General features: G+C 67.1%; 23 protein-coding genes and 1 pseudogene. 14 read left to right on the forward strand and 10 right to left on the reverse strand.

All coding sequences use genetic code 11. The features are described 5' to 3' along the window. The first annotated feature begins 123 nt into the window (after positions 1 to 123). The 4 genes from ACTFO6_RS04860 to ribA all read left to right on the forward strand — a co-directional run bounded on the left by ACTFO6_RS04860 (position 124) and on the right by ribA (position 2,599). Positions 124 to 615, forward strand: a complete 492-nt coding sequence (locus tag ACTFO6_RS04860) for an Hsp20/alpha crystallin family protein (RefSeq protein WP_439933316.1) — start codon at positions 124 to 126, stop codon at positions 613 to 615. A gap of 109 nt (positions 616 to 724) precedes the next feature. Continuing rightward, positions 725 to 1,396, forward strand: a complete 672-nt coding sequence (locus tag ACTFO6_RS04865) for a ceramidase domain-containing protein (protein ID WP_439933317.1) — start codon at positions 725 to 727, stop codon at positions 1,394 to 1,396. Between the two features lie 14 nt (positions 1,397 to 1,410). Then, positions 1,411 to 1,824: a thioesterase family protein gene (locus ACTFO6_RS04870; RefSeq protein WP_439933318.1), complete on the forward strand. Its 414-nt coding sequence runs from the start codon at positions 1,411 to 1,413 to the stop codon at positions 1,822 to 1,824. Positions 1,825 to 1,966: 142 nt separating this feature from the next. Further along, a complete protein-coding gene (gene ribA, locus ACTFO6_RS04875) occupies positions 1,967 to 2,599 on the forward strand; it encodes a GTP cyclohydrolase II (protein WP_439933319.1) in 633 nt (210 codons plus the stop codon). Positions 2,600 to 2,653: 54 nt separating this feature from the next. On the opposite strand, the gene chrA is transcribed toward ribA, so the two are convergent. The 3 genes from chrA to pepN form a co-directional block, all read right to left on the reverse strand. After that, entirely contained in the window at positions 2,654 to 4,048 is a 1,395-nt protein-coding gene (gene chrA, locus ACTFO6_RS04880) for a chromate efflux transporter (RefSeq protein WP_439933320.1), read from the reverse strand. A 98-nt stretch (positions 4,049 to 4,146) separates the two neighbouring features. Then, on the reverse strand, positions 4,147 to 4,917 hold the full coding sequence (locus ACTFO6_RS04885; RefSeq protein WP_439933321.1) for a DUF1499 domain-containing protein: 771 nt from the start codon (positions 4,915 to 4,917) through the stop codon (positions 4,147 to 4,149). Positions 4,918 to 4,939: 22 nt separating this feature from the next. Then, positions 4,940 to 7,609: an aminopeptidase N gene (gene pepN, locus ACTFO6_RS04890; RefSeq protein ID WP_439933322.1), complete on the reverse strand. Its 2,670-nt coding sequence runs from the start codon at positions 7,607 to 7,609 to the stop codon at positions 4,940 to 4,942. Between the two features lie 752 nt (positions 7,610 to 8,361). Between pepN and ACTFO6_RS04895 the strand changes: the two genes are divergently transcribed. Continuing rightward, positions 8,362 to 9,015, forward strand: a complete 654-nt coding sequence (locus ACTFO6_RS04895) for a 2OG-Fe(II) oxygenase family protein (protein WP_439933323.1) — start codon at positions 8,362 to 8,364, stop codon at positions 9,013 to 9,015. Between the two features lie 549 nt (positions 9,016 to 9,564). Here the strand turns inward: ACTFO6_RS04895 and ACTFO6_RS04900 are convergent. Then, positions 9,565 to 10,173 carry a glycine zipper 2TM domain-containing protein gene (locus ACTFO6_RS04900; RefSeq protein ID WP_439933325.1) on the reverse strand — a complete coding sequence of 203 codons (609 nt, stop codon included), beginning with the start codon at positions 10,171 to 10,173 and terminating at the stop codon, positions 9,565 to 9,567. 127 nt (positions 10,174 to 10,300) lie between these two features. Continuing rightward, positions 10,301 to 10,465: an FmdB family zinc ribbon protein gene (locus tag ACTFO6_RS04905; protein WP_439933326.1), complete on the reverse strand. Its 165-nt coding sequence runs from the start codon at positions 10,463 to 10,465 to the stop codon at positions 10,301 to 10,303. 336 nt (positions 10,466 to 10,801) lie between these two features. Between ACTFO6_RS04905 and ACTFO6_RS04910 the strand changes: the two genes are divergently transcribed. The 5 genes and pseudogenes from ACTFO6_RS04910 to ACTFO6_RS04930 all read left to right on the forward strand — a co-directional run. Next, the gene (locus ACTFO6_RS04910; protein WP_439933327.1) at positions 10,802 to 11,107 is read left to right on the forward strand and encodes a hypothetical protein; all 306 of its coding nucleotides are present in this window, start codon (positions 10,802 to 10,804) and stop codon (positions 11,105 to 11,107) included. A 170-nt stretch (positions 11,108 to 11,277) separates the two neighbouring features. After that, positions 11,278 to 11,544, forward strand: coding sequence for a YdcH family protein (locus ACTFO6_RS04915; protein ID WP_439933328.1), 267 nt, complete (start codon positions 11,278 to 11,280; stop codon positions 11,542 to 11,544). Positions 11,545 to 11,693: 149 nt separating this feature from the next. After that, a complete protein-coding gene (locus ACTFO6_RS04920) occupies positions 11,694 to 12,002 on the forward strand; it encodes a PA2779 family protein (protein ID WP_439933329.1) in 309 nt (102 codons plus the stop codon). Positions 12,003 to 12,122: 120 nt separating this feature from the next. Continuing rightward, entirely contained in the window at positions 12,123 to 12,284 is a 162-nt protein-coding gene (locus ACTFO6_RS04925; RefSeq protein WP_439933415.1) for a hypothetical protein, read from the forward strand. Beyond that, positions 12,266 to 12,702 (forward strand): annotated as a pseudogene (locus ACTFO6_RS04930) (CorA family divalent cation transporter); the annotation flags it as partial. The gene ACTFO6_RS04925 and the pseudogene ACTFO6_RS04930, both read left to right, overlap by 19 nt. Positions 12,703 to 12,755: 53 nt before the next feature. Here ACTFO6_RS04930 and ACTFO6_RS04935 read toward each other — a convergent pair. Together ACTFO6_RS04935 and gcvA are read right to left on the reverse strand one after the other, a co-directional pair. Continuing rightward, positions 12,756 to 13,853 (reverse strand): NAD(P)H-dependent flavin oxidoreductase, encoded by a 1,098-nt coding sequence (locus tag ACTFO6_RS04935; RefSeq protein ID WP_439933330.1) that lies wholly within the window; start codon positions 13,851 to 13,853, stop codon positions 12,756 to 12,758. Between the two features lie 66 nt (positions 13,854 to 13,919). Beyond that, positions 13,920 to 14,825: a transcriptional regulator GcvA gene (gene gcvA / locus ACTFO6_RS04940; protein WP_439933331.1), complete on the reverse strand. Its 906-nt coding sequence runs from the start codon at positions 14,823 to 14,825 to the stop codon at positions 13,920 to 13,922. A 155-nt stretch (positions 14,826 to 14,980) separates the two neighbouring features. Between gcvA and ACTFO6_RS04945 the strand changes: the two genes are divergently transcribed. Both ACTFO6_RS04945 and ACTFO6_RS04950 read left to right on the forward strand, forming a co-directional pair. Then, positions 14,981 to 15,916 (forward strand): SMP-30/gluconolactonase/LRE family protein, encoded by a 936-nt coding sequence (locus ACTFO6_RS04945; RefSeq protein ID WP_439933332.1) that lies wholly within the window; start codon positions 14,981 to 14,983, stop codon positions 15,914 to 15,916. Between the two features lie 16 nt (positions 15,917 to 15,932). Continuing rightward, positions 15,933 to 16,742 carry an enoyl-CoA hydratase/isomerase family protein gene (locus ACTFO6_RS04950; RefSeq protein ID WP_439933333.1) on the forward strand — a complete coding sequence of 270 codons (810 nt, stop codon included), beginning with the start codon at positions 15,933 to 15,935 and terminating at the stop codon, positions 16,740 to 16,742. A gap of 237 nt (positions 16,743 to 16,979) precedes the next feature. On the opposite strand, the gene ACTFO6_RS04955 is transcribed toward ACTFO6_RS04950, so the two are convergent. Then, the gene (locus ACTFO6_RS04955; protein WP_439933334.1) at positions 16,980 to 17,408 is read right to left on the reverse strand and encodes a DUF2917 domain-containing protein; all 429 of its coding nucleotides are present in this window, start codon (positions 17,406 to 17,408) and stop codon (positions 16,980 to 16,982) included. A 331-nt stretch (positions 17,409 to 17,739) separates the two neighbouring features. Here ACTFO6_RS04955 and ettA point away from each other — a divergent pair, with 331 nt between their 5' ends. After that, on the forward strand, positions 17,740 to 19,413 hold the full coding sequence (gene ettA / locus ACTFO6_RS04960) for an energy-dependent translational throttle protein EttA (protein WP_439933335.1): 1,674 nt from the start codon (positions 17,740 to 17,742) through the stop codon (positions 19,411 to 19,413). On the opposite strand, the gene ACTFO6_RS04965 is transcribed toward ettA, so the two are convergent. Together ACTFO6_RS04965 and ACTFO6_RS04970 are read right to left on the reverse strand one after the other, a co-directional pair. After that, on the reverse strand, positions 19,410 to 20,168 hold the full coding sequence (locus ACTFO6_RS04965) for an SDR family oxidoreductase (RefSeq protein ID WP_439933336.1): 759 nt from the start codon (positions 20,166 to 20,168) through the stop codon (positions 19,410 to 19,412). The two genes, ettA and ACTFO6_RS04965, sit on opposite strands and share 4 nt — an antisense overlap. 142 nt (positions 20,169 to 20,310) lie before the next feature. After that, positions 20,311 to 20,856 (reverse strand): C40 family peptidase, encoded by a 546-nt coding sequence (locus ACTFO6_RS04970; RefSeq protein ID WP_439933337.1) that lies wholly within the window; start codon positions 20,854 to 20,856, stop codon positions 20,311 to 20,313. Positions 20,857 to 21,449: 593 nt separating this feature from the next. Between ACTFO6_RS04970 and ACTFO6_RS04975 the strand changes: the two genes are divergently transcribed. Continuing rightward, on the forward strand, positions 21,450 to 23,384 hold the full coding sequence (locus ACTFO6_RS04975) for a serine protein kinase (protein WP_439933338.1): 1,935 nt from the start codon (positions 21,450 to 21,452) through the stop codon (positions 23,382 to 23,384). The last annotated feature ends 4 nt before the right edge of the window (positions 23,385 to 23,388 follow it).

Below are 23,388 nucleotides of genomic sequence, written 5' to 3' on the forward strand. Positions count from 1 at the left end.
CCGACTCGCGTGATGCGGGTGATCCGAACCCGGCCCGCTTGATGGCGCGCCGAGCGCCACTATATTACATAACGAATGGATCAAGCATTCGTTGACCAGATCGGATTTCGAATGGAGGTTTTTATGGCTGAGAACACCAGGAAAGACGTACCCGTGACCCGGGGGCGTGGCGTGACCCGGGCGCTAACCCCGTTCGAGGACATCGACCGGCTCTTCGAAGAGTTCCTTGGGCGGGGTTGGCTCCGTCCGTTCCGGTGGGAGCGGGCGCTTCCGGCGGAACTCCCCTTTGAAGGGCGAGTGCCCCGGGTGGACGTGATCGACCGGGACGAGGAAGTGGTGGTCAGGGCCGAAATGCCAGGCGTGAAGAAAGAGGACGTGGAAATCACCATCGACGGGGATCTCATCACCCTGAAGGGCGAAGTGAAGCGGGAAGAGAAGGAAGAAAAAGGCGACTACTACCGGTCCGAGATGGCCTACGGCGCCTTCTCCCGCACCCTCCCGCTTCCGGCCGCGGTGGATGAGTCCAAGGCCAAAGCCACCCTGGCCGACGGTATCCTGGAGATCACGCTGCCCAAGGTGGAGAAGTCCCGCAAGCGCACCATCAAGGTGAGTTGATTTCCGTTTACTCCAAGAAGCCCGGCGCGGCCGGGCTTTTTTGTGCCATCTTGGCTGCGGCGGGAGCGTTCGGGCACACTGGCGGCTCGCCAGAGGAGCCTCTCCCTCCATGAACGAGCTGATCGACGCCTACTGTGAGCGCGCGGGTCCGGGCTGGTGGCAGGAGCCGGCGAACACCTTGAGCAACGGGGCCTTTTTCCTGGCGGCGGCCGCCGCGGTCCGGCGCTTCAGGGAAACCCCGGGCCTAAGCCTTCGCAACGGCTGGGACCTGGCGCTCCTGATCGCCCTGGTCGTCGCCATCGGGGTGGGGAGCACCCTGTGGCATCTACTGGCCACCCGCTGGGCGGCGCTGGCCGACGAGATCCCGATCCTACTCTTCATCAGCGTGTTCCTGCCGAGCTTCCTCCACCGGGTCGGGGCCCTTCCGCTACCCTGGGTCCTCTTCTGGTTCGGGCTGTTCCAGGCGGCCAACTTCGGCCTGCGGGGGCTTTTCCCTCCGGACTTCCTGAACGGCTCCATCTTCTACGGGCCCGCCTGGGCGACCCTGGGCATCCTGGTGGCCTGGCTGGGCCTCCGGGACTCGCCCCTCGGGCGGGATTTCGCCTTGACCTGGGCCCTCTTCACCCTGTCCCTGGCGTTGCGCACCGGGGACTTGTGGGTGTGCGAGGGATGGCCGGTGGGGACCCATTTTCTCTGGCATCTTCTGAACGCGGTGGTGCTTTACCGCCTGGTGGTGGCGCTGGTGCGCCAGGCGGCTTCGGTCCTCGCGGCGCGCACATAACAAGGGGGGATTTCATGGGACTGACTTTGCAGCTCGAGCCGGGCATGGCGGGGAGCCACGAAGTGGTGGTGGGACCCGAGCACACCGCGCCCCACGTGGGCAGCGGCAAGATCCCCGTCCTGGCCACCCCGGTGATGGTGAACCTGATGGAGGCGGCGGCCCTCGCCGCAGTGGAAGCCTACTTGCCGGCTGGCCACCAGAGCCTGGGCACGCGCCTGGAAGTGTCCCACGTGGCCGCCACCCCGGTGGGCATGCGGGTGCGGGCTGAGGCGGTGCTCCTGCGGGTGGACGGGCGCCGGTTGACCTTTCGCGTGCGCGCCGAGGACGAGCGGGAGCTGATCGGGGAGGGCATCCACGAGCGGGTGGTGGTCAACGTGGAGCGCTTCGACCGGCGGGTCCAGGAGAAAGCCCGGGGGCGCGGGCCCTGAGTCGCCGGGGGAGATGGGCTGGCTTTCCGTCCTTCAACGGGATTAAATGGCCCAATGAAAAGAATTTTCTGGCATTTGCGGGGGCAATGCCCTTATCTTTGCGGGGCAAAGCGCTCCATCGCGGCGAAGGGAAACAACAGCCATGACTAACGTAATCCCTCTGGTGCCCGCCGGAGAGCGGGAGCTTTCGGTCGAATACGTGGAGTCGAGCGACCTGCCCACTCCCTGGGCCACCTTCCGCCTGCACGGTTTCATCGACCGGGCCGGCGGCCGGGAGCACGTGGCCCTCACCCTGGGAGACGTGGCGGGCGGGGAGCCGGTGCTCGCCCGGGTGCACTCGGAATGCCTGACCGGGGACGCCCTTTTCAGCCGCCGCTGCGACTGCGGCGCCCAGCTCGAGACGGCGATGAAGCGCATCGCCGCCAAGGGCCGGGGCGTGCTGGTGTACCTGCGCCAGGAAGGGCGCGGCATCGGGCTCCTCAACAAGATCCGCGCCTACCGCCTTCAGGACGAGGGCATGGACACGGTAGAGGCGAACCGGCACCTGGGCTTTGGCGAGGACGAACGCCGTTACGACGCGGTGAAGCCCATCTTCGAGCACCTGGGCGTGGGGGCGGTGCACCTCATGACCAACAACCCGCGCAAGGTGGCGGCGCTGGAAGCCCTCGGCATCCAGGTCGCCTCCCGCCGGCCCCTGGTGGCCGGGACCAATCCCCACAACCACCGTTACCTACGAGCCAAGGCCCGGCGGCTCGGCCACTGGATCCCGGTCTGACCGGAAGCTTCCGGCGGCCCTTTCGGGGCTAACGCCCCGAAAGGGCGTTAGCCCTCAGGCCAGCAGGTAATAGGCGGCGCCCAGGGCGGCGGCTCCGCCGATCACCGGGATCATCCCCGCTTTGAAGCGCATCAGGGCGGCGAAGGCTGCGAGGGTGAGGAGCACGCTCGGGACGTTGACGGTGTCGAGCGCCGGCACCAGCAGCTTTATTCCATAGGCGTGCATCTCTTCGATCTCCCCGAAGCTTACGTGGAGGGCGAACCACACGGCCAGGTTCAGCACCACGCCCACCACCGCCGCGGTGATGCCGGAGAGGGCGGCGCTCAAGGCGCCGCTCCCGCGCAGGGACTCCACGTAGGGCGCCCCCAGAAAGATCCAGAGGAAGCAGGGCACGAAGGTGACCCAGGTGGCGAGCACCGAGGCGAGAATGCCGGCGCTGTAGGGGTCCAGGGCACCGGGGTCGCGGAAGGCGCCCATGAAGGCTACGAACTGCACCACCTGGATCAGGGGGCCCGGGGTGGTCTCCGCCATGCCGAGGCCGTCCAGCATCTCGCCGGGGGCGAGCCAGCCGTAGCGCTCCACTGCTTCCTGGGCCATGTAGGCGAGCACCGCGTAGGCGCCGCCGAAGGTGACCACCGCGAGCTTGCTGAAGAAGATCCCGATCTGGGTGAAGACGTTGCCCGATCCCAGCGTGGCGCCGAGGGCGATCAAAGGCGCAAACCACAGGCTAAGCCACACGGCGGCCACCTTGACCGCCCGGGCGAGGGAAGGGCGGGTGTGGCTAGGGCGGCCCTCGGCCAGCAGGGCGTCCACGGCGGGTTCATCTCCGCCGGCCGGCTCATGCCCCTTGATGACCACGAAGCGCCGGGGGTCCAGGCGTCCGCCGAGGAAGCCGATGGCGGCGGCGGCCAGGATGATGGCGGGGAAGGGCATGTCGAAGAAAAAGATCGCGATGAACGCCGCCGCGGCGAGCAGGACCATGGGCGCGGTCTTGAGCGCCCGCTTGCCGATGCGCAGCACCGCCTCCACCACCACGGCCAGCACCGCCGCCTTGATGCCGAAGAACACCGCCTGGACCACGGTCAACTCCTGGAACCCGGCGTAGAGGACGCTCAAGGCCAGGATGCTGAGGAAACCCGGCAGCACGAAGAGGGTCCCGGCGACCAGGCCCCCGGCGGTCCCGTGTAGCAGCCAGCCGATGTAGGTGGCGAGCTGCTGCGCCTCCGGGCCGGGCAGCAGCATGCAGTAATTGAGGGCGTGGAGAAAGCGGCTTTCGCTCACCCATTTCTTCTCTTCCACCAGGATGCGGTGCATGACCGCGATCTGGCCCGCGGGCCCGCCGAAGCTCAGGGCGGCGACCCGGGCCCAGACTTTCAGCGCCTCGGCGAAGGCGATGGAGTGGCCGTATCGCTCCCTCGCCCGGTGGGTGGCCGTTTCTTCTTCGCGCATGGATTTCGACAGGTCCTGAGATGACGCGATTTTGGGGGCAGTCGGAAGGCTTTTCCATCCCCAGAAGGAACGCCTCTCGGGATCGGTGAAGCGGCGGATCAGCCAGGCGCTCGCCGCTCCGCTTCCAGGCGGGAGGCGAGCTCCCGAAGAAAGGTGCGGACTCGCTTGGCGTTGACGCCCAAGTCGCTTCGCCCCACCCGGGACTGGGAGCGCGCGTCGATGCGGGTGCCTTCGGCGGTGCCGGTCACGCGAACCACCAGGTCGTCCTTGAAGCCGAAGAGCAGGCTCGTGTCCGTGGCCTCCAAGCGCCCTTCCGACGGGTCGGCATCGATGATCTCCAGCCCCATCGCCGCCAGGACCGAGCGGGCGGCGTCGAACGCGTCCTCCTTGGACGCCTTCACGATGAGGGGCGCGATGTCGGGATAGGCTTGCCGCTGCTGCTCGGCGGCGGCGGGCCCGGCGTAGGCGGGGGAATGGTCGCCGGGCTTGCGCAGGGCGGCCGTGGCGACGAAGGCCGGCGGGTGCTCGGTGTCGGTGGTGATGTCGTGGATCGGGGGAACGCTTCGAGCGAGGCGCCAGTGGCTCCAGGGAAGATAGGCGGTGACGGCGGCGACGGCGAGGCCCAGCAGCGCCATCGGAACGACCCGCCCGGCGCGTGCCACGACGAGGGCGAGCGCCGCGGGCACGATCGCCGCCAGGGCGATCCAGAAGGCCCAGCGCAGCATGGGGATGCCGGTCGCGTAGTGCCACCCTCCGAGACGGTGGCCGATCCCGGAAGCGAGCCCCACCGTCGCGGCGGCGAGGGCCAGCCCGAGGCCGAGGCCGGCGAGCCGAGCGGCCGCCCTGGAAGCGCCGGTCGAGGAGGCCATTTCCGGGGTTCTGGAATCCAGGCTAGTCGCCCAGCGCCTTGGTGACGATCTCGGCCACGTCCTTGGAGAGGCCCGCCGTGTCCCGGATGCGCTCCAGGGCTGCCCGGGCATGGGCCTTGCGCCCTTCATCGAACTTCTGCCAGCGGTCGAACGCCCGGGCGAGGCGCGCCGCCACCTGGGGATTGAGCTTGTCCAGGACGATCACCTGGTCGGCGAGGAACTGGTAGCCGCTGCCGTCGGCGGCGTGGAAGCGCACGTGGTTGCCCATGCTGAACGCCCCGATCAGGGCGTACACCTTGTTCGGGTTCCGCAGGGAGAAGGCCGGGTGCTCGGTGAGGCGCTTGACGTTCTCCAGCGTCCCCGGAAGGCGGGAGACGGCCTGCACCCGCAGCCACTTGTCCACCACCAGGGGCTCATCCTTCCACCGGGCGTAGAACGCTTCCAGCGCCCGCTCCCGCTCGGGGCAGTCGAAGTGGGCGAGGATGGAAAGCGCCGCCAGGGCGTCGGTCATGTTGTCGGCGGTTTCGAACTGGACGAAGGCGAGGCGCAGCGCCTCCGGGTCCTCGGTCTCGGCCAGATAGGCGAGGCACAAATTGCGCAGCGCCCGCTTGCCGGCGGAAGCCGGGTCCGGGCGGTACGGGCCCGGCACCGCCTGGGCGCGGTAGGCGTGCATGAACTCGCCGTGCAGGCGTTCGGCCAGGGCGCGGGCGAGGCCCGTGCGCACGCCGTGGATCGCGTCCGGGTCCACCACCTCCATGCGCTCGGCGATGAAGCTCTCTTCGGGGAGCGACAGGGCTTCCGCGGCGAAGGCCGGATCCCGGGGTCCGTGTCCGTCTTCTCCCTGGAGCTGCCGGGCCATGGCTCGGACAAAGGCCTCCGGCACCGCCGGCTCGCGGCCGGCCTTCAGCGCTTCGATGCCCTGGAGGATGAGATCGGTGGCCAGGCGCTGGCCCGCGTCCCAGCGGTTGAAGGGATCCGTGTCGTGAGCAATGAGATGGGCGAGGGCCTCCCTGCTATAGGGGTAGCGCACGTCGACCGGCGCGGAGAAGCCTCGGGCGAGGGAGGGCACCGGTCTCTCAGGCACGTCCACGAAGACGAAGCGGTGTTCGGGCCGGGTGAGGGGGAGCACCCGGGTGGTGCCGTCCGGGGAGCGGGGCGCGGGGGGCTCGCCCTCGAGCCGGAGCTGAATGTCTTTGCCGTCCCGATCCAGCAGTCCCACTGCCAGGGGAATGTGGAACGGCAGCTTCTCCGGCTGGCCGGGCGTGGGCGGGCAGGACTGCTTCACCGTGAGGGCGTAGCGCCGGCTCGCCGGGTCGTAATGGTCCGAGACGTCCAGCACGGGCGTGCCCGCCTGGTCGTACCAGCGCATGAACTGGGCGAGGTTCATGCCGTTGGCATCGGCCATGGCGCGCACGAAATCATCGCAGGTGACCGCCTGGCCGTCGTGGCGCTGGAAGTAGAGGTCCATGCCCTTGCGGAACCCTTCCTTGCCGAGCAGGGTTTGGAGCATGCGCACCACTTCCGCGCCCTTCTCGTACACGGTGGCGGTGTAGAAATTGCTGATCTCCATGTAGGATTGGGGGCGCACCGGGTGGGCCATGGGACCCGCGTCCTCGGGGAACTGGACGGCGCGCAGGTGGCGCACGTCCCGGATGCGCTGGACCGGGCGGGAGTACAGGTCCGCAGTGAACTCCTGGTCGCGGAACACGGTAAGGCCCTCCTTCAGCGAGAGCTGGAACCAGTCACGGCAGGTCACCCGGTTGCCGGTCCAGTTGTGGAAGTACTCGTGGGCCACCACCTGGTCGATGTGCCGGAAATCCTGGTCGGTGGCGATGTCGGGCCGGGCCAGTACGTACTTGGTGTTAAAGATGTTGAGGCCCTTGTTCTCCATGGCCCCCATGTTGAAGTCGCCCACCGCGACGATCATGTACTGGTCCAGGTCCAGCTCCAGGCCGAAGGTATCCTCGTCCCATTTCATCGCCTTTTTGAGCGCCTGCATGGCGAAGCCCGCCTGGTCCAGCTTGCCGGGCTCCACGTAGATCTGCAGCTTCGCCCGCTTGCCCGAGCGGGTGACGAAGGTGTCCTCCAGCTTGTCGAGCCTGGCCGCCACCATGGCGAAGAGGTACGAAGGCTTAGGGAACGGATCCTCCCATCTGGCCCAATGGCGATTTCCTTCTTCCTCCCCCTGGGCGATCAGGTTGCCGTTGGAGAGAAGCCAGGGGCACTCCGTCTTGCTGGCATGGAGGGTGGTGGTGTAACGGGCCATCACGTCCGGCCGGTCGATGAAGAAAGTGATGCGGCGGAAACCCTCCGGCTCGCACTGAGTGAAGAACCCGTCCTTGGAAACGTAAAGCCCCATGAGCTGGGTGTTCTGATGGGGATGGATGCGCACCACCGTCTCCAGGGTGAGGGCATCCGGCGCCCCGGGGATGAGGAGCTGGGAATTCTTCAGCACGTACTCCCCTTCGCTGAGGGGGCGGCCATCCAGCCGCACGGACTCCAGCGCGAGCTCGTCCCCGTCCAGTGCCAACCCACTGGAGGCGCCGGCCCTGGGATTGCGGCGAAGGTCGAGTCGCGCCCGCACCCGGGCATGGTCGTCACGAAGATCGATGTCCAGGTCGACGGCGTCCACCAGGAAGGGGGGCGGAGTGTAGTCCTTGAGATAGATGGCCTTCGGAGTCGGGTCGCGCATGGGAAGTCGTCGAGTTGTCGTTCGAGGAAACGGAACGGGAATGCCGCCCGGCCGCGTTGGGTTGACTCGGGCGCGCCAGCATGAGTTCCGGGCGGCGGAAATCTTTGCATAGCCGGCGCCGGGAGGGAAGACGCGGCCATGGGGGACGAAGGCCGGAAAGCGCTCCAAATGAAAGGCCCGGGGCAGGGCTTCCGTCCCCGGGCCTGGAGCCTTGACCCCCACGAGCTCATGGAGGTGCTTGCGGCCCCGGCTTGCACGTTAGACCGCACAACCGGTCGGTATCGCCCCGCGGACCAGGCCGCGTTTCAGGCGGCGGCCATGTGTGCAAGCTGTCTCCCCGCAAGAGAGCGGGGAACTCATGCGGCTTTTCTCGTCGCACGGAAATCGCGTGCGCGGCGCTGCAACTGTTGCACGACCTCTCGACCGGCACGTCGTGCCTCGATGTGCAGCGCAAAACTCCAGGCGGTCGAGAGAGATCCGTGTGCTCTGCCCGGAGCGGCGGAAAGCAGGACCGCGCGCTTCCTCGCCTGCTTTAAAACTAGGAAAGTCGCTCCGACCCGTCAAGGAGAAATACCGGCCGACCCTGGGAAGCCCTCTCGGACAGGCCGGGCAAATCCCTTGATCTGGCTGGTTTCCAACCCGGCCCGGGCCAGGCGGGCCGCGGTTGCAACTTGGTCCAGATTTGCTTGACTGGAATAGGACGGGTAGTGCGCCTTGTGGCGAAGATTGCCCGTCCCGGTTCCGGTGGCGCCATGATCGCCAGGCTCAAACCCCACCTCGCGGCGACGGATCTTCACGCCCTGTTTCCCGCGATGGTGTGGCAGTTCCAGCTCAAGGAGGAGACCTCCGGGCCGATCCAGGCGGCGGTGACCCGGGTGCTGGAGGAAGGGCGCCGGAGGTTGCCGCCCCTCGCCCGCGGCCAGGGCTGGCAGTCCGGTTATGGGCTGCACAAGCGGACCGAGCTGCGGGCCCTGGTGGAGATCATCGAGCTGGCGGGCCATGGGGTGCTGACTTTTCTCAAGGTGGGGGCGGCGGAGTTCCAGGTGACCGGCTGCTGGGCCACGGTGCTCGCCCCCGGGGCGGCCCACCCCGTGCACTACCACCCCAATAACTTCCTGAGCGGAGTCTACTACGTCCGCACTCCGGCGGGCGCGGACACCATTTACTTCCACGATCCGAGGCCCCAGGCCGGGGTGATCCGCCCTCCGGTGACGGAGCTCACTCGGGAGAACACCGACCTGGCGGTAATCCAGGTGCGGCCGGGGATGCTGCTTCTCTTCCCCGCCTGGCTGCCCCATTCGGTGCCGGAGAACGCGAGCGCGGAAGAGCGGGTGAGCCTGAGCTTCAACATCATGTTCCCGCGCTACGCCGAAGAGTTGAGCCGGCCCCTTTGGGGAGAAGAATAAGGCGCTGGCGAAAATGCAGTCCTCCTTGGCTCAACCAGCCCAAAGGCCAACCGCTCCCCTGGCCCTAGGGGTCCACAAGACTCATACCGGAGGGCGCAAGAGCCGGAAGTTCTGCCCCGTTGTCCAACGTCCCACCGCCCCGCCCCGGGGGTAGCCGCACTGGCTGAAAACACCGTACCCCCTGCGAGCGCTGCCCGGATCCGGCCAGGCAGGTCCTCTCCGTCCGCCTTCCCACCGGGTTTCGTACCCGCCAGCTGCGTTCGGGGAAGCCCCGGGGCGTGCCGTCCCTCCCGCCGCGGGCGCGGTTCAGGGCCCGGCGGCGCCGGGGTTGCGCATTGCACCACCGCGCGCCGTCCCACCGCCCGTGGTTCAGTGCCGCCGATTGCCTGCCCGCCCGTCCCGGGGAGGCTCTCCGCCGCCACGGGCCAAGAGGCCGGTAATGACGGCGGAGATCCGGCGCCCCTGATCGATCGAGGGGAGACCCGATTCGAAGTGCGCGACAAAGAGAGGCCGGGCGACCCGGAGTGACCGGCGCCCGGCGGGCGGGCTTCAATCGTCCCACTCGTACTCGTATTCGTACTCGTAGTCCCCGTGCTTGTGCTTTTCCTTGTGCTTGACCTTGTGCTTGTACCAGCCGGGAGGAAAGGGATGCGCCGGATGGACGTGGACCGCGTGGACGGAGACCGGGATGCGCACCGTAGGTCCGGGAGGGTGGGGCAGGACGGTCACGTGCTCCCGGCCCGCGTGGCGGTAGACCACCTCGTAGCCGTCGTGCACTTGCCGGACGTGCTCCACCGTGCGGCAGCGTTTCACATCCCGGTAGCCGGGGGCCCGGTCCCGGTTCGCCAAGTGATCACCCACCAGGGCGCCGGTAACGGCCCCCGCCGCGGTGGCGAGGGTTTTGCCGCTTCCCTTGCCCACTTGATGGCCCAGGAGCCCGCCCGCGATGCCGCCGATTACGGCGCCGGTGTAGGAGCGCTCCTGCTCCGCGACCCGCTCGAACCAGCACGCCTGGCGGGGCTCAACGACTTGCCGGTACACGGGGGTGGCGGACACGACACGGGCGACGACATACCCATCGTCGTGGCGGGCGGCGGCCGGGACGGCCGCGGCGGCGATCACAAAACCGAAAGCGATGGTGGCGTTCCTGTTGTTCATGGCGCTTCCTCGTAAGGCACGGCAATCTGCCGTCACCCCTCCCATCCTAGGGAGCACAAGCTGAACCCCGGCTGAACGCGCGCCTCCCTTTCTACCGCCCCAACCGCCGGGTCAGGAGACAGGGTTTTCAGCTCTTTCGGGAGGTCTTGGCGAAGAAGGGCGCGAGGAGCGGCTCCACCTTGTCACCCCCGCACTTGGGGCAGCGGGGCTTCTCACGGCCGTGCTCGGCTATGTGCTCGGAGCGCTCGAACTTCTCGCCGCACTCCCGGCACTGGTATTCGTAGATCGGCATACTTCTCCTCCGTTTCGTTACGCCCGGGCCGGGCCTGGGGTACCGCCACACCCCGATGATGGACATGCCGGGGCAGCGTCCGGCCCTTTTCACGCCCTTAGACTGTCCGGCGGCTGCCCGGGTGCCTTAGACCGCGGCCGCCCCCGGGCGCCCTTCTCCTTCCGGCGGCAGGTTCGCGGGCGAACGGGGATCCGCGGGAATTTCTGCCCCATAAACAGTCTAAATAATTGAAAGGAGGAGTTTGTTTCATCGCCGGGCAGGTGGTGATGGGGGTTCCCTGCCGCGGATGCTTATTGTTGCACCCCTCGAGTCCGAAAAATTCCTACCCGCGTAGCCATGGACACCAGGCCCGAGGCAAGCGAGCTGGCCAAACTGGGAGCCAAAGAGATCTCGCGCAAGTTGGTCGCGCTGGCCAGGCAGGCGGGGGTTGCGTTGCGGGGCGAGCCCGTGTGGGATGAAGCTGGATGGTTGCCGGGGGCGAAGCATCACCGCGTCACCGTGGAAAGCCCCCGGGGTTCCAAATCCATCATCCTGAGCACCGAGGAAGTGATCGCGTACGCCCAAGGGGTGGAGGTCTCCCGCGCCATCGTGGACCGCGAGCTTCAGTGGCTGATCGCCCAGCTCGCCGAAAACAAGAAATAGGCGCGTGGGCCAGCCCCGGTCTTCCCGCTCCCCGCGGAGGGAAAGGGCACCCCGCTTGCGGCGGGGGCTTCCGGTCGTGCCCGGTTGGTCGGGTCGCCTCGCCGGCGTTATGCTGTCTGGCGCCGGACCCCACCCCGGCGTGCAGGTTCCGATGGACACGGGAGGCCAGTATGCGAGTTCTTCCCCACGACCTGGATCACGAGTTTCCGGAATTCGTCCCCCTCATCCACGAGCTCAGGGAGCGGGATCCCCATCTCGCGCACCTGTTCGACGAGTACGAAAAAGTGAACGCGGAGATCGTGGACATCGAGGAAAACGACAAGCCGTTCGAAGACTTCGAGTTCGAAGCGATGAAGAAACGGCGGCTCAAGCTCAAGGACGAGATCTACCTGATCCTGCGCAAGCTCAAGAACGAGGGAGTCGATTCACCGCGCTGAGCCGGGAAGGGACCAAGGGCTTTTGGCGGGAGCCTGGAAATACGGGCCGGGTTGGGGTTAACATGGCATCGCCTTGTCACCGTCCAATAGGGAGGATCAAGATGGCATTGCGTGTGCCTGCTTTTTGCAGCCGCTTCTTGGCGGGGTCGATGTTCGCGCTTCAGAGCGTCGCCGGGCAGGCGGAGATTGTCTCGACCGAGCGGCTCCTGGATCCCGCCGGCGTAGAGGTCCAGCGCGAGCAGCTTAAGGGCGTCCTCGACCGGGACGAGGCCCGGGAAAAACTCAAGGCCCTGGGGGTCGAGCCCGAGCTGGCGAAAAAGCGCGTAGACGCCATGACCGCCGAGGAAGTCAGGATGGTGTCCGAAAGGATCAACACCCTGCCGGCGGGCGGCGATCTGAGCGTCCGGGATCTCCTCATCATCATCCTGGTGGTCCTGCTGATCGCCCTTATCGTTTGATCCGGCGCGGGGTGCACTCCCCGGCCTCTGGAATTCCCGCGCCCGCGCCTTCCCCACGCACAAGGCGCAGGCGGCGGTTGCCTTTTCTTCTTCGCCCCCCGAATCGGTGCCAGCCCGCCTATGCTCATCAGCTGCCTTGCCTATCAGGACGGTCGAAAGCTTGCCGATCTCCCCGTAGAGGGGATCAGCGATTATCTGGTCAAACCCGGCGGCTTCGTGTGGGTGGCGCTCAAGGACCCCACTCCGCAGGAGCTCGCCCAGATTCCCTCAAGCACCGCCTGATGATCGTGCAGCATGCGGTCGCCCAGCTGCTGGAGGCGGTGAGCAAGCTCCACGGCGGGCGCACTCCCCCGGTGTGCGGCGGCATGCAGGAGTACTCCCGCGACGTCTCCGATCACCTGCTGCGGGTGCTGCGGACCATCGAGGGCCGGCGCGAGATGCTGAATACCGTGATGCAGGTCAATCTTGCCATGATCGCCCTGGCGGAAAACGAGGTGATGAGGCGGCTCGCCTCCTACGCCGCGTTGTTGCCGTTCCGACCATGATCGCCGGCATCTGCGGCATGAACTTCCGCCACATGCCGGAGCTGGACTGGACCTTCGGCTATCCCCTGGTCCTGGCGGTGATGGCGGGGGCGGACGCGCTGCTGTGGCGGCGCTTCAGAAGGCGGGCTGGCTGTAGAGACGGCCGGGGAGGCTGACTCGCCCGTGTGGAAGGCCGCCCCCGGTTTTGTGCCCTTGGGACGCCGGGCGCTTACCCTTCTTGCGCGGGCGTTCTTTGTGACGCCGCCAGGCGCTCGAGCGCCTGCTCCAGTTCCCGGTTGAGCCGGGCGATGAGCGCGCCCGCCGGCTGCCGCCGGGCAAGCCCCACCCCCTGGCCCGCCCACAGGGAGAGAAATTCCGGGCGGTTCAACCGGGCGGCGGCCGCGCGCAGCGGCCGGGTGAGGCTGTTCTGCAGCGGGAACGGCAGGATCGCGCCGCTCTCATCCACTTCCGTCATGAAGCGGTTGACGAGCCCCCGCGCCGGGCGGCCGGAGAAGGCTCGCGTCACCCGCGTCCGATGCTCCCGCGCCGTGAGGATCGCCGCCTTATGGGCTTCGGGAACACCCGCCTCGGGGCAGGCGAGGAACGCCGTGCCCATCTGCACCCCGGCCGCCCCCAGCGCCAGCGCCGCCGCGATGCCCCGGCCGTCCATGATGCCGCCGGAGGCGACCACCGGCACCCGGACCGCGTCCGCCACCTGGGGCACCAGCGCCAGGGTTCCCACCATCGCGGCGTCGAAATCGGCGGCGAAGGTCCCGCGGTGGGCGCCGGCCTCCGCGCCCTGGGCCACGATGGCGTCCACGCCCGACTTCTCCAGGGCGATCGCTTCTTCCACCGTGGTGGCGGTTCCCATCAGGAACATGCCGCGGGCCTTGATGGCGGCGACGGCCGCCTCGGGCAAGGGGCCGAAGGTGAAGCTGAAGACCGAGGCGCCGGATTCCAGCGCCGCGGGAAGCTGCTCCTCGAACGGGTCCGGCGCCGGGGCGGGGAGCTCGGGCGGCGGCAGGCCCAGCTCGGCGTGGTAGAGGGCGACCCGCTCGAGGGCGCGGCCAGCGTCCCCCGGCAGCTCGGGCATCGGCTGGGGCGCGAACAGGTTGATGCCGAAGGGCCTGGCGGTGCGCTCGCGCACGGCTCGCGCCGTCTCCAGGATCTGGGCGGGCGTGGTATAGGCCCCGGCGATGAAACCCAGAGCGCCGGCCTCGCACACCGCGACGACCAGGTCCACGGTCGTCGCGCCACCGGCCATGGGCGCCTGGATGATGGGGCAATCGAGGGGCAGCTTTCGTGTCAGTGCTGTGTGGATCGGCATGGGCGATGGGGGGTGGTTTGGAGAAGATCGATCGTCGTCCAGAAGCGCTTGAAGGGGCACAGGGCCTCAGCAATTCGCCCCGTTCCCGGAAGGCTCGGCCTCGGAAAGAAGCCACTGCACGAACGCGTTGACCTCCGGCCGGTCCCGGGCGGATTTCACGTACACGATATGATAGGCCTCCCGGGCCTTGACCGCTAGCGGGAACAGCGGAACGAGGCGGCCGCTTTCGATCGCCGGCGCGGCGAGCAAGCGCTTGGCCAGCGCGACGCCGTGCCCTTCAGCGGCCGCAGCCAGCATCACCGCGCTGTCGCTGTACGCCGGGCCGCGGGCGGGTTCCGGCCAGTCCAGTCCCGCCGCCCGAAACCACGGCGCCCAGCGCTGGGCGGTGTGGCGAAGCAGCGGCGCTTCCTTCAGATCGCGGGGTTCCTTGATTTCCGGATGCGCGTCCCGGAAGTTAGGACTGCAGACCGCCTGCAGCTCGTCGTCCAGGAAGCGTATCACTTCCAATCCTTCCCAGTTTCCCAGGCCGTGGCGAATGGCGAGGTCCGCTTCTCCGGACTTGAGATCCACCACGCTGGGGGTCGTGTCGATCTCCAGGTCGATGTCCGGATGGGCCCGGAGAAAGCGCTCGATGCGGTAGACCAGCCAGCTATGGGCGAAGGCCGGAAGCGTCGAGAGGCGAAGCCGGCGGCCGCTCTGGCGCGCGACCGATGCGGCCCCGGCGCGGAGCAGTTCCAGGGCACGCGTGACCGTCTCGAGGAAACTCATTCCCTGGGGCGTGAGCACGACCTTCTTTCCCAGGCGCAAGAACAGCCGCGCGCCCAGGTGATTCTCCAGCAGACGGATGCGATGGCTAACGGCGCTGTGGGTCACGCAGAGCTCGTCGGCAGCGCGGGCGAAACTCTCCAGACGCGCGGCCGCCTCGAAGGCGGCCAAGGTTTGAAGGGGCGGAAGGTGCCGAACCGATGCCATGGTGAGAAGGGCTCAACGAACGATGAAAAAGAATCCGCGCGGCGCTGGGGCGTCATCTCTATGATAGCCGCTGGTACTTCCGCGGGAAACATCCGGGCACGCACATGTCATCGCGAACGACGCTGTATCTCCTCCTCCTGGCCGCAACTGTTCTGATGGCGCAGGGTTGCAAGCCACAAGACAACTGGCTCTTCTGGAAAGACCCGTCTCCCCTATGGCACCCCACGGCGCTCGCCTACTGGCCGGCGCAGGACGCGCTCATCGTGGGAAGCCACCAGGACGGCACCCTGGTGCTCCTGCCTCTGGACCCGGCAAAGGCGCAGAAGCAGTTCCTCGCGCCCCATGCAGACGGGAAATACGGCGCCGCGCGGGTGCGCGTGGACGAGAAGCGCAACCGGCTCTGGGTGCTGGATCACGGCGCGCTCTACGTGTACGACTTGGGATCGCTCCGGCTCGTCAAAGACGGCGTTTTCCTGGCGACGCGGGCGAGCGCGAGGCATTGTCTGCCCGACATCGCCCTGGCTCCGGACGGAAGCGCATTCATCTCCGACAACACCCGCGGGCACATTTACCGGGTGGATGGGGAAAGCCTCGAGCTGGCCCCATGGCATGCCGCGGCTGGCGGCGGCGGGCCGGGGGCCGAGGGATTTTCCGCGCTGGCCGTCTCGCCCGACGGGAAGTGGCTGCTGGCCGGCTCCTCGGCGGCGGGAGAGCTGTGGCGGTTCGATCTCGATACCCGGCGCGCGGAACGACTCGCGCCCCCAGGGCGGCTTGCCGGCGTTTGCGGTCTGGCGATCCGTTCGACGGTTCGCAGCGCCGACACGGGCGGAAAGGCGCCTGCGGAAGAAGATGCGCTCGCCTATGCCGCGCTCGGATTCACCGACCGGGTGGCGCGCATTCGCCTCCGCGAAGGGGAAATGGCGGACGTCGCGGAATGCCTCGGGGGCTTCACGGTGGAAATGCCGACGAGCCTGGACAGCGATGGCACGAGGCTATACGTCACCCATTCGAGGCTGAAAGCCTTGTGGAATCACCGGCTGAGCGGCGACGTTCCCCACAACAACCTGGTTTACAAGACCACCCCCTGTTAAAGAAAAAGGAGGACCTATGAGCAAGGTATTGGTGGAACGGCGCGGGCGCGTCCTGTGGGTGACGCTGAACCGTCCCGAGGCGAGAAACGCCATCGACCAGGACGTGCATCATCTGCTGGTTGAAGCGTGGCGGGAATTTGGCCGAAGCGCCGATCTCGACGTCGCTGTGATCACCGGCAACGGGGGGGCGTTCTGTGCCGGCATGGACCTCAAGACCTTCGTCCCCGAGTACGTGGGCGCGGACCAGCAGAAGGTGCTCGATCTCGTTCCCGTGGGCCTGGGCGGAATCACCCGCGGCATGCATTGGCTGCGCAAGCCCATCATCGCGGCGGTGAACGGATGGGCCATCGCCGCCGGATTCGAGCTTGCGCTGGCGGCGGACATCCGCATCGCTTCCGAGCGCGCCGTGTTCGGATCCTTCGAGGCCCGCCGCGGGTTTCATCACGGCGACGGGGGCATTCCGAGGCTGGTCAACAGTTGCGGCGTGGGCTTCGCCATGGAGATGGTGCTGACCGCGGAGCCGGTCGACGCCGAGCGCGCCCTGCGGGCGGGGCTCGTCTCCCGGGTCGTTCCTCACGAGGCGCTCATGGATCAGGCGCTGGCCGTCGCCGAACACATCCTGCGCAACGATCAGGAGGCAGTGCGCTCGGCCAAGGCCACGGTGCTGGAGATGATCGGCAGAGGCCTCGACGATCAGCTCCGCATCGAGGCGATCAATGGCTACTCGAGGATGGCCTTGGGGAATGAGGTCAGGCGGCGGTTGCAGCAGTTCTACGAAAAAAGCGATCCGGGACGGGTTGGCCGCCGTGCCGCAACAGGGGCGTAATGCCCTACCATGAACCTCGCTGCCTCTTGTGCCGAAGCGTTTCGGAGGACTCCGATGGATAAGTAGCAACGAGACATGCAATTTGCTCGGATCTATGTGGGCGGTAAGTGGTGCCCGCCGACCCGCCGCGATTCCATTCCGGTCATCGACGCGGCGCGGGACGAGGTGATAGGGCGGATTCCGGAGCGCACAGATGGCGAACGGGGTCTCCTTGTCAGCCATCGTGCAACTTCCCGGTCAGGGCTTGCCTGCCGCAGTATCCATGTCGAAGAACTTGATCCACCATGCGTGCTCGGGCGATGGGACTGGCGCTGGCCGGGTGACGCAGGCAACGCTCTCTTTCGTCGCGTGAACGAGGGCAAGCCCCGGCAGGTCCAGGACAAATTCCTCACGCGCACTCAGAATGACGTCCCTCGTCGAGCAGTCCTGGGTGATCCACAACTCTCCCGACACGCACCGGACGGCGCAGCCACTTCCATCCCGGATCGCGAGGAGCTGTCCCTTGGAGAGATGCACCACCAGGCGGCGGAACGGGATCGCGACCGCGGGGACGCAATGAACACCCTGGGTCCCGGGAAGGGGAAAGAGCCCCGACAGCAACCGGCGCAGACGATCCCCCAGGCTGCTGCACTCGGATCGAAAAGCGACGTGGATAGAATGAGGCATGGGCTGGACCGCGTTGCTGACAGGCCCATTGTAGGCGGCCTCCGGAGTCGCATGAGTGAAGGTTTTTCAGCGATCGACGAAACGGATTTGCCGGGCGCGCATGCCCTTGCGTGGTTTGCCGATGAGAAAGCGAAACGCGCCCGTCTCTCGTACCGCCCGTCCGGTCGCAACCTTTGGGCTCGCGGCCTCGTCATCTCATGCCCTCGCCCCGAGACCGTGGGGGAATCGGCGCATTCGACACAGGGGCGGTGCTTCCCGCGCCGTGTTGTAGCCGCCTTTTTTCTTCATAATTTCGCCTTTCCAGGACAACCGGAATCGGACGGCATATCGAATGGCTCAATACGTCTACACCATGCTGCGGGTGGGCAAGGTGGTCCCGCCCCAGCGCGCGATCCTCAAGGACATCTCCCTTTCCTTCCTGCCCGGCGCCAAGATCGGAGTCCTGGGCCTGAACGGCTCGGGCAAGTCCACGCTGCTCAGGATCATGGCGGGCGTGGACCGGGAGTACGAGGGGGAGGCGATCCCCATGCCGGGCATCAAGATCGGCTTCCTGCCCCAGGAGCCCTCGCTGGATCCGTCCAAGGACGTGCGCGGCAACGTGGAAGAGGGTGTGGCGGAGACCCTCGCCCTGATCCACCGCTTCAACGCCATCTCGGAGCGCTTCGCCGAACCCCTCGACGACGAGGAGATGGCCCGGCTCTTGGAAGAGCAGGGAGAACTCCAGAACAAGATCGACGCGCTCCAGGGCTGGGAGGTGGAGCGGCGCCTGGAGATCGCGGCGGACGCCCTGCGCCTGCCGCCCTGGGATGCGGACGTGACCACCCTCTCCGGGGGCGAAAAGCGCCGGGTGGCCCTGTGCCGGCTGCTCCTGTCCCAGCCGGACATGCTGCTGCTCGACGAGCCCACCAACCACCTGGACGCGCTTTCCGTGCAGTGGCTGGAGCAGTACCTGAAGCACTACCCGGGCACGGTGGTGGCGGTGACCCACGACCGCTACTTCCTGGACAACGTGGCCGGATGGATCCTGGAGCTAGACCGGGGCCAGGGCATCCCGTGGCAGGGCAACTACTCGTCATGGCTCGAGCAGAAAGAGAAGCGCCTGGAGATCGAAGCCCGGCAGGAGTCGGCCCGGATCAAGGCCATGCAGGCGGAGCTGGAATGGGTGCGCGCCAATCCCAAGGGGCGCCACGCCAAGAGCAAGGCGCGGCTCGCCCGCTTCCACGAACTGGAGTCCCAGGAGTATCAGAAACGCAACGAAACTAACGAAATCTACATCCCGCCGGGGCCCCGGCTGGGAGCGCTAGTGATCGAAGCGGAGAGCCTGAAAAAGTCCTACGGCGACCGGCTCCTGTTCGAAGACCTGAGCTTCCGCCTTCCGCCGGGCGGCATCGTGGGAGTGATCGGCCCGAACGGGGCGGGCAAGACCACGCTCTTTCGCATTCTGGTGGGCGAGGAGCGGCCCGACGGGGGCGTGCTGCGCTTCGGCGACACGGTCAAGCTCGCCTACGTGGACCAGTCCCGGGAGGCTTTGGACTCGGAGAAGACCGTGTGGGAGGAGGTCTCCGGAGGCCTGGACGTGATCCAGGTGGGCGGCTACCAGATCCCGAGCCGGGCCTACCTGGGACGGTTCAACTTCAGGGGCCCGGATCAGCAGAAGCGGGTGGGGGAGCTCTCCGGCGGCGAGCGCAACCGGCTGCACCTCGCCAAGCTACTCAAGAGCGGGGGCAACGTGTTGCTCCTGGACGAGCCCACCAACGATCTGGACGTGGAGACCTTGCGCGCTTTGGAACAGGCATTGCTCGATTTCCCGGGCTGCGCGGTGGTGATTTCCCACGACCGCTGGTTCCTGGACCGCATCGCCACCCACATCCTCGCCTTCGAGGGGGAGAGCCGGGTGGCGTGGTTCGAGGGCAACTACGCCGACTACCTGGAAGACCGGCGCCGGCGGCTGGGGGACGAAGCCGACCGGCCGCACCGGATCAAGTACAAGCCGCTGATGGCCTAGCCCCTGCCGATGAAGGGCATCTTGGTGGCCATGAGGGTCATGAACTGCACGTTGGCGTCCAGGGGCAGGCTGGCCATGTAGAGCACGGCGCTCGCCACGTGGGTGAGGTCCAGGAGCGGCTCGGGTTTGACCGAGCCGTCCGCCTGTAACGCGCCCTGGGCGAACTTGGCGGCCATGTCGGTGGCGGCGTTGCCGATGTCGATCTGGCCGCAGGCGATGTCGTATTTGCGCCCGTCCAGGGAGGTGGATTTGGTCAGCCCCGTGATGGCGTGCTTGGTGGCGGTGTAGGGGGCCGAGTGGAGCCGGGGGGCGTGGGCCGAGATGGAGCCGTTGTTGATGATGCGGCCGCCCCGCGGCGTCTGATTTTTCATGATGTTGAACGCTTCCTGGGTGCACAGGAAGGCGCCGGTCAGGTTGACGTCCACCGAGGCCTTCCAGTGCTCGAAGGGGACGTCCTCCAGCGACGCCCCCGGCACAAAGACCCCGGCGTTGTTAAAGAGCAGGTCCAGCCGCCCGAAGGCTTCTCGAACCCGGGCGAAGAGCTGGCGCACGGAGGCCGGATCGCTCACGTCGGTGGGCACCACCAAGGCCCGAGGGGCCGCGGGGCCGGCCTCGGCGGCGGCCTGCTCCAGGGGCTCCCGGCGGCGTCCCGCCAGGGCGACCCGGTAGCCCTCCTTCAGCAGGGCGAGGGCCACTACTTTTCCGATGCCGGTGCCGGCGCCGGTCACCACCGCCGCCTTGGGGGGAGCGCTCATGGTCGGTTCTCCATTCTGAGTCCTATTGATGAAAGGGACGGGTTCACCCGCGGCCCGCCGGGTTTTTTTATGGTAATCCAGGACGCCGGCCCCGGCGGACGCTTGGGCCTTTCCCCCGGCATCGGAAATGGGTTTCGAACGGTCAGAGCCGCCGGGCTTCGCTGAAGCTCAAGCGCCAGTGGGGGGCATCCAGGCGATCCACCCGTACCCGGCCGCCGGTGGACGGCGCGTGCACGAATCGGCCCCGGCCCAAGTAAATGCCCACGTGGGAGGCCTTTTTGCCCTCCTGGTCGAAGAACACCAGGTCGCCTGGGGCCAGCGCCTCCGTCTCGACCGGCCTGCCCGCTTGAAGGAGGGAGCGGGTATCCCGGGGCACCGGTAGGCCGGCGCGGAGAAAGCTGTAGTGGACCAGCCCGCTGCAGTCGAATCCGTCCGGACCGGCGCCTCCCGCCCGGTATGGTCTGCCCACCATGGCCAGCGCATGGCGGACAGCCCTGGTGGCGTGGCCGGCGGCTTCCTGGGCTTGGACCATCGGTCCGGGGAGCGCGGGGTTTACCTCTTCCGCGGAAAGGGTGGCGGAGGCCACGGGAGGCGCCATCGGCGGCCGGGGCGGGGGCGCACTGGCGCAGCCCCCGAGTCCATGGACCACCACGGCGATCAAGACGAGACGAGGGAGAGCTTTCACCATCGCGCTGCGGCTTCGCAAGATCCATGCCGGTCGAAATCCCCGCTTTGCTGCGTGAGGGCGGTGGCGCCGGACGCTTTACGGCACTTCGTGGACGCTGGAGGGTAGTTCCTCGGCGTCGTCGAATCTCTTTCGGCTTGGCCCCAGTCTTGCATGGGGTCTCTTCGAGGATTGCGGCCGGCCCACCTGTCCCATCCCGCTTTGGGATGCGTTTCCGACGATCAGGGTTCGGGTCCGGTGGGCTTTTCAAGCGCCGGCGAAGAGGGCACTTCCTTGCGCTAGGTCAACCCACCGACGCGGCGGGCGTTTGCTATGAAATAGAGAAGCAAGCCTGCCCCACTCCGGGCCGAGACGAAAAGCAGGTGTCACGCCGCGGCTTGCCGGGTGCGGGGAGAAGGGGAACCGGGAGCGGGCCGCCGGGAAAGGCGCACGACGGGCGAGGCGGGCAAAAGGTCCCTGGGATCAGAACGTTTCCCTCGCCAGGGGCGTCTAAAAAGAGGTTAAATTGAGGGTAATTCGGGCTTGCGACTCCTACTTCCTCCAGCGCTTCGTCTAGACTGGAAGTAGCCGATGCCCCAAACATGGTGAAGCGAGACATGACGGAACGAAACTCGAGCAACAGCCTGGTGGAGTCGCTGACCGCCTTCGCGCGTCAGCACAACGCCCAACACTGGTCGGGAACGTTCAGGGAATTCATCGAGCAGATCGTTCCCCAGGCGCCCCAGCGCCACAGCCGGCTGAGCCATGAGTACATCTGGGACATGCTGCGCTGGTATGCCGAGAAGCAGAGCGATGGGGAAACGAAGCCGGTGACGGCTCTCTTCTCCCACGAACTCTTCGGCATCGACGCAGCGCTGACCCGGGTCACCGAGTACTTCAAGGCGGCGAGCGCTGGCTCCGACGTGGGCCGCCGGCTGCTCCTGCTCCTGGGCCCGCCCTCCGGCGGCAAGTCGACCCTAGTGATCCTGCTCAAGCAGGGGCTGGAAGAGTACAGCCGCACCGACGAGGGAGCCCTCTACGCCATCGCCGGCTGCCCGGTCAACGAGTCGCCCCTGCACCTGATTCCCCATACCCTCCGGGCCCAGGTCCGGGAGACCTATGGGGTGGAGATCCAGGGGGAGCTCTGCCCCTACTGCCGGGTGCGTCTGGAGATAGAGTTCGGCGGCGATTTCATGCAGTTCCCGGTTCGCCGCATGTTCATTTCGGAGGCGGCCCGCTCCGGGGTGGGTACCTACGCGCCCCATGACCCCAGCACCGCCGACATCGCCGACCTGGTGGGCTCCGTGAACCTGTCCAAGGTGGCCGAGATCGGGGACGAGGGCGATCCTCGTGCCTGGTCCTGGTCGGGAGCGCTGTACTCAGCCAGCCGGGGCCTACTGGAGATGATCGAGATCCTCAAGGTCAAGCGGGAGTTTCTCTACGTTCTGCTCACCCTCACTCAGGAAAAGAACGTGAAGGTCTCCCGCTTCCCCCTGATCTACCTGGACGAGACCATCGTCGCCCATACCAACCTGGCTGAGTTCCACAAGTTCTTGCAGGAAAAGGAAAACGAGGCGCTGCTGGACCGCATGGTGATCGTCAAGGTGCCCTATACCCTCTCCTACCTGGACGAGGCGAGGATCTACGCCAAGCTGGTCTCGGCGGCCAAGACCTTCCGCGACGTGCACCTGGACCCCCATGCGCTCAAGGTGGCGGCGGTGTTTGCGGTGCTCACCCGCCTCAAGAAGTCGGCCCGGGACGACCTGGACATGTCGAAGAAGGTGCGCCTGTATGCGGGCGAGCACGTGGACGGTTTCCCGGAGACCGAGGTGGAGCGGGTGCGGGCGGAGCACCCGGACGAGGGCCTGTCCGGGGCGAGCCCCCGCTTCGTGATCAACGCCTTGTCCAACGCCATCACCCGAAGCGAGACCTCGAGCCTGACCAGCATGGAGGTGCTGCTTGCCCTCAAGGACGCCATCGAGTCGGATGCCCGCATGGACGCCCACCAGAAGCGGCAGTGGATGGACTACCTGGTGGTGACCCGTAAGGACTTCTACAACCGGTGGGTGAAGGAAGACGTGCACAAGGCCCTGTTCACCTCCTTCGAGGAGGAGGCCCAGCAGCTCCTGGACAAGTACCTGGACGAGGTGGAGGCCTCCCTGGACCGGCGCGAGGTGGTCGATCCCATCACCGGGGAAAGCCGGGCGCCGGACGAGCGCTTCCTGCGTTCCGTGGAAGAGAAGATCAAGATCTCGGATTCGGGCAAGGAGACGTTCCGCCAGGAAGTGGTGCGCAAGGCCATGGTGGCCTACAAGGCCGGGCAGAAGTTCACCCTGGACAGCCATTCCCGGCTCCACGACGCCATCGAGCAATACCTGTTTGAGGAGCGCCGGGACGTGCTGCGGCTGGTGACCTCGGCCGCCCGGCCGGACGAAGAGGCCCAGAAGAAGATTTCCGCGGTGCAGGAAAGGCTCGTCAGCCATTACGGTTATGATGACCATAGCGCCAAGGAGGCCATGAATTACGTGACCACCCTGTTGTCCCAGGAGTAAGGGG

Source organism: Pelomicrobium sp. G1 (assembly GCF_051905455.1).
In the GTDB taxonomy this organism is placed as follows: Bacteria; Pseudomonadota; Gammaproteobacteria; order Burkholderiales; family UBA6910; genus Pelomicrobium.

Excerpts from the sequence above, each read along its gene's own strand:
- ACTFO6_RS04860 (WP_439933316.1), top strand. The coding sequence starts at position 124 with ATGGCTGAGAACACCAGGAAAGACGTACCCGTGACCCGGGGGCGTGGC.
- ACTFO6_RS04865 (WP_439933317.1), top strand. The coding sequence starts at position 725 with ATGAACGAGCTGATCGACGCCTACTGTGAGCGCGCGGGTCCGGGCTGG.
- ACTFO6_RS04870 (WP_439933318.1), top strand. The coding sequence starts at position 1,411 with ATGGGACTGACTTTGCAGCTCGAGCCGGGCATGGCGGGGAGCCACGAA.
- ribA (WP_439933319.1), top strand. The coding sequence starts at position 1,967 with ATGACTAACGTAATCCCTCTGGTGCCCGCCGGAGAGCGGGAGCTTTCG.
- chrA (WP_439933320.1), bottom strand. The coding sequence starts at position 4,048 with ATGCGCGAAGAAGAAACGGCCACCCACCGGGCGAGGGAGCGATACGGC.
- ACTFO6_RS04885 (WP_439933321.1), bottom strand. The coding sequence starts at position 4,917 with ATGGCCTCCTCGACCGGCGCTTCCAGGGCGGCCGCTCGGCTCGCCGGC.
- pepN (WP_439933322.1), bottom strand. The coding sequence starts at position 7,609 with ATGCGCGACCCGACTCCGAAGGCCATCTATCTCAAGGACTACACTCCG.
- ACTFO6_RS04895 (WP_439933323.1), top strand. The coding sequence starts at position 8,362 with ATGATCGCCAGGCTCAAACCCCACCTCGCGGCGACGGATCTTCACGCC.
- ACTFO6_RS04900 (WP_439933325.1), bottom strand. The coding sequence starts at position 10,173 with ATGAACAACAGGAACGCCACCATCGCTTTCGGTTTTGTGATCGCCGCC.
- ACTFO6_RS04905 (WP_439933326.1), bottom strand. The coding sequence starts at position 10,465 with ATGCCGATCTACGAATACCAGTGCCGGGAGTGCGGCGAGAAGTTCGAG.
- ACTFO6_RS04910 (WP_439933327.1), top strand. The coding sequence starts at position 10,802 with ATGGACACCAGGCCCGAGGCAAGCGAGCTGGCCAAACTGGGAGCCAAA.
- ACTFO6_RS04915 (WP_439933328.1), top strand. The coding sequence starts at position 11,278 with ATGCGAGTTCTTCCCCACGACCTGGATCACGAGTTTCCGGAATTCGTC.
- ACTFO6_RS04920 (WP_439933329.1), top strand. The coding sequence starts at position 11,694 with ATGTTCGCGCTTCAGAGCGTCGCCGGGCAGGCGGAGATTGTCTCGACC.
- ACTFO6_RS04925 (WP_439933415.1), top strand. The coding sequence starts at position 12,123 with ATGCTCATCAGCTGCCTTGCCTATCAGGACGGTCGAAAGCTTGCCGAT.
- ACTFO6_RS04935 (WP_439933330.1), bottom strand. The coding sequence starts at position 13,853 with ATGCCGATCCACACAGCACTGACACGAAAGCTGCCCCTCGATTGCCCC.
- gcvA (WP_439933331.1), bottom strand. The coding sequence starts at position 14,825 with ATGGCATCGGTTCGGCACCTTCCGCCCCTTCAAACCTTGGCCGCCTTC.
- ACTFO6_RS04945 (WP_439933332.1), top strand. The coding sequence starts at position 14,981 with ATGGCGCAGGGTTGCAAGCCACAAGACAACTGGCTCTTCTGGAAAGAC.
- ACTFO6_RS04950 (WP_439933333.1), top strand. The coding sequence starts at position 15,933 with ATGAGCAAGGTATTGGTGGAACGGCGCGGGCGCGTCCTGTGGGTGACG.
- ACTFO6_RS04955 (WP_439933334.1), bottom strand. The coding sequence starts at position 17,408 with ATGCCTCATTCTATCCACGTCGCTTTTCGATCCGAGTGCAGCAGCCTG.
- ettA (WP_439933335.1), top strand. The coding sequence starts at position 17,740 with ATGGCTCAATACGTCTACACCATGCTGCGGGTGGGCAAGGTGGTCCCG.
- ACTFO6_RS04965 (WP_439933336.1), bottom strand. The coding sequence starts at position 20,168 with ATGAGCGCTCCCCCCAAGGCGGCGGTGGTGACCGGCGCCGGCACCGGC.
- ACTFO6_RS04970 (WP_439933337.1), bottom strand. The coding sequence starts at position 20,856 with ATGGTGAAAGCTCTCCCTCGTCTCGTCTTGATCGCCGTGGTGGTCCAT.
- ACTFO6_RS04975 (WP_439933338.1), top strand. The coding sequence starts at position 21,450 with ATGACGGAACGAAACTCGAGCAACAGCCTGGTGGAGTCGCTGACCGCC.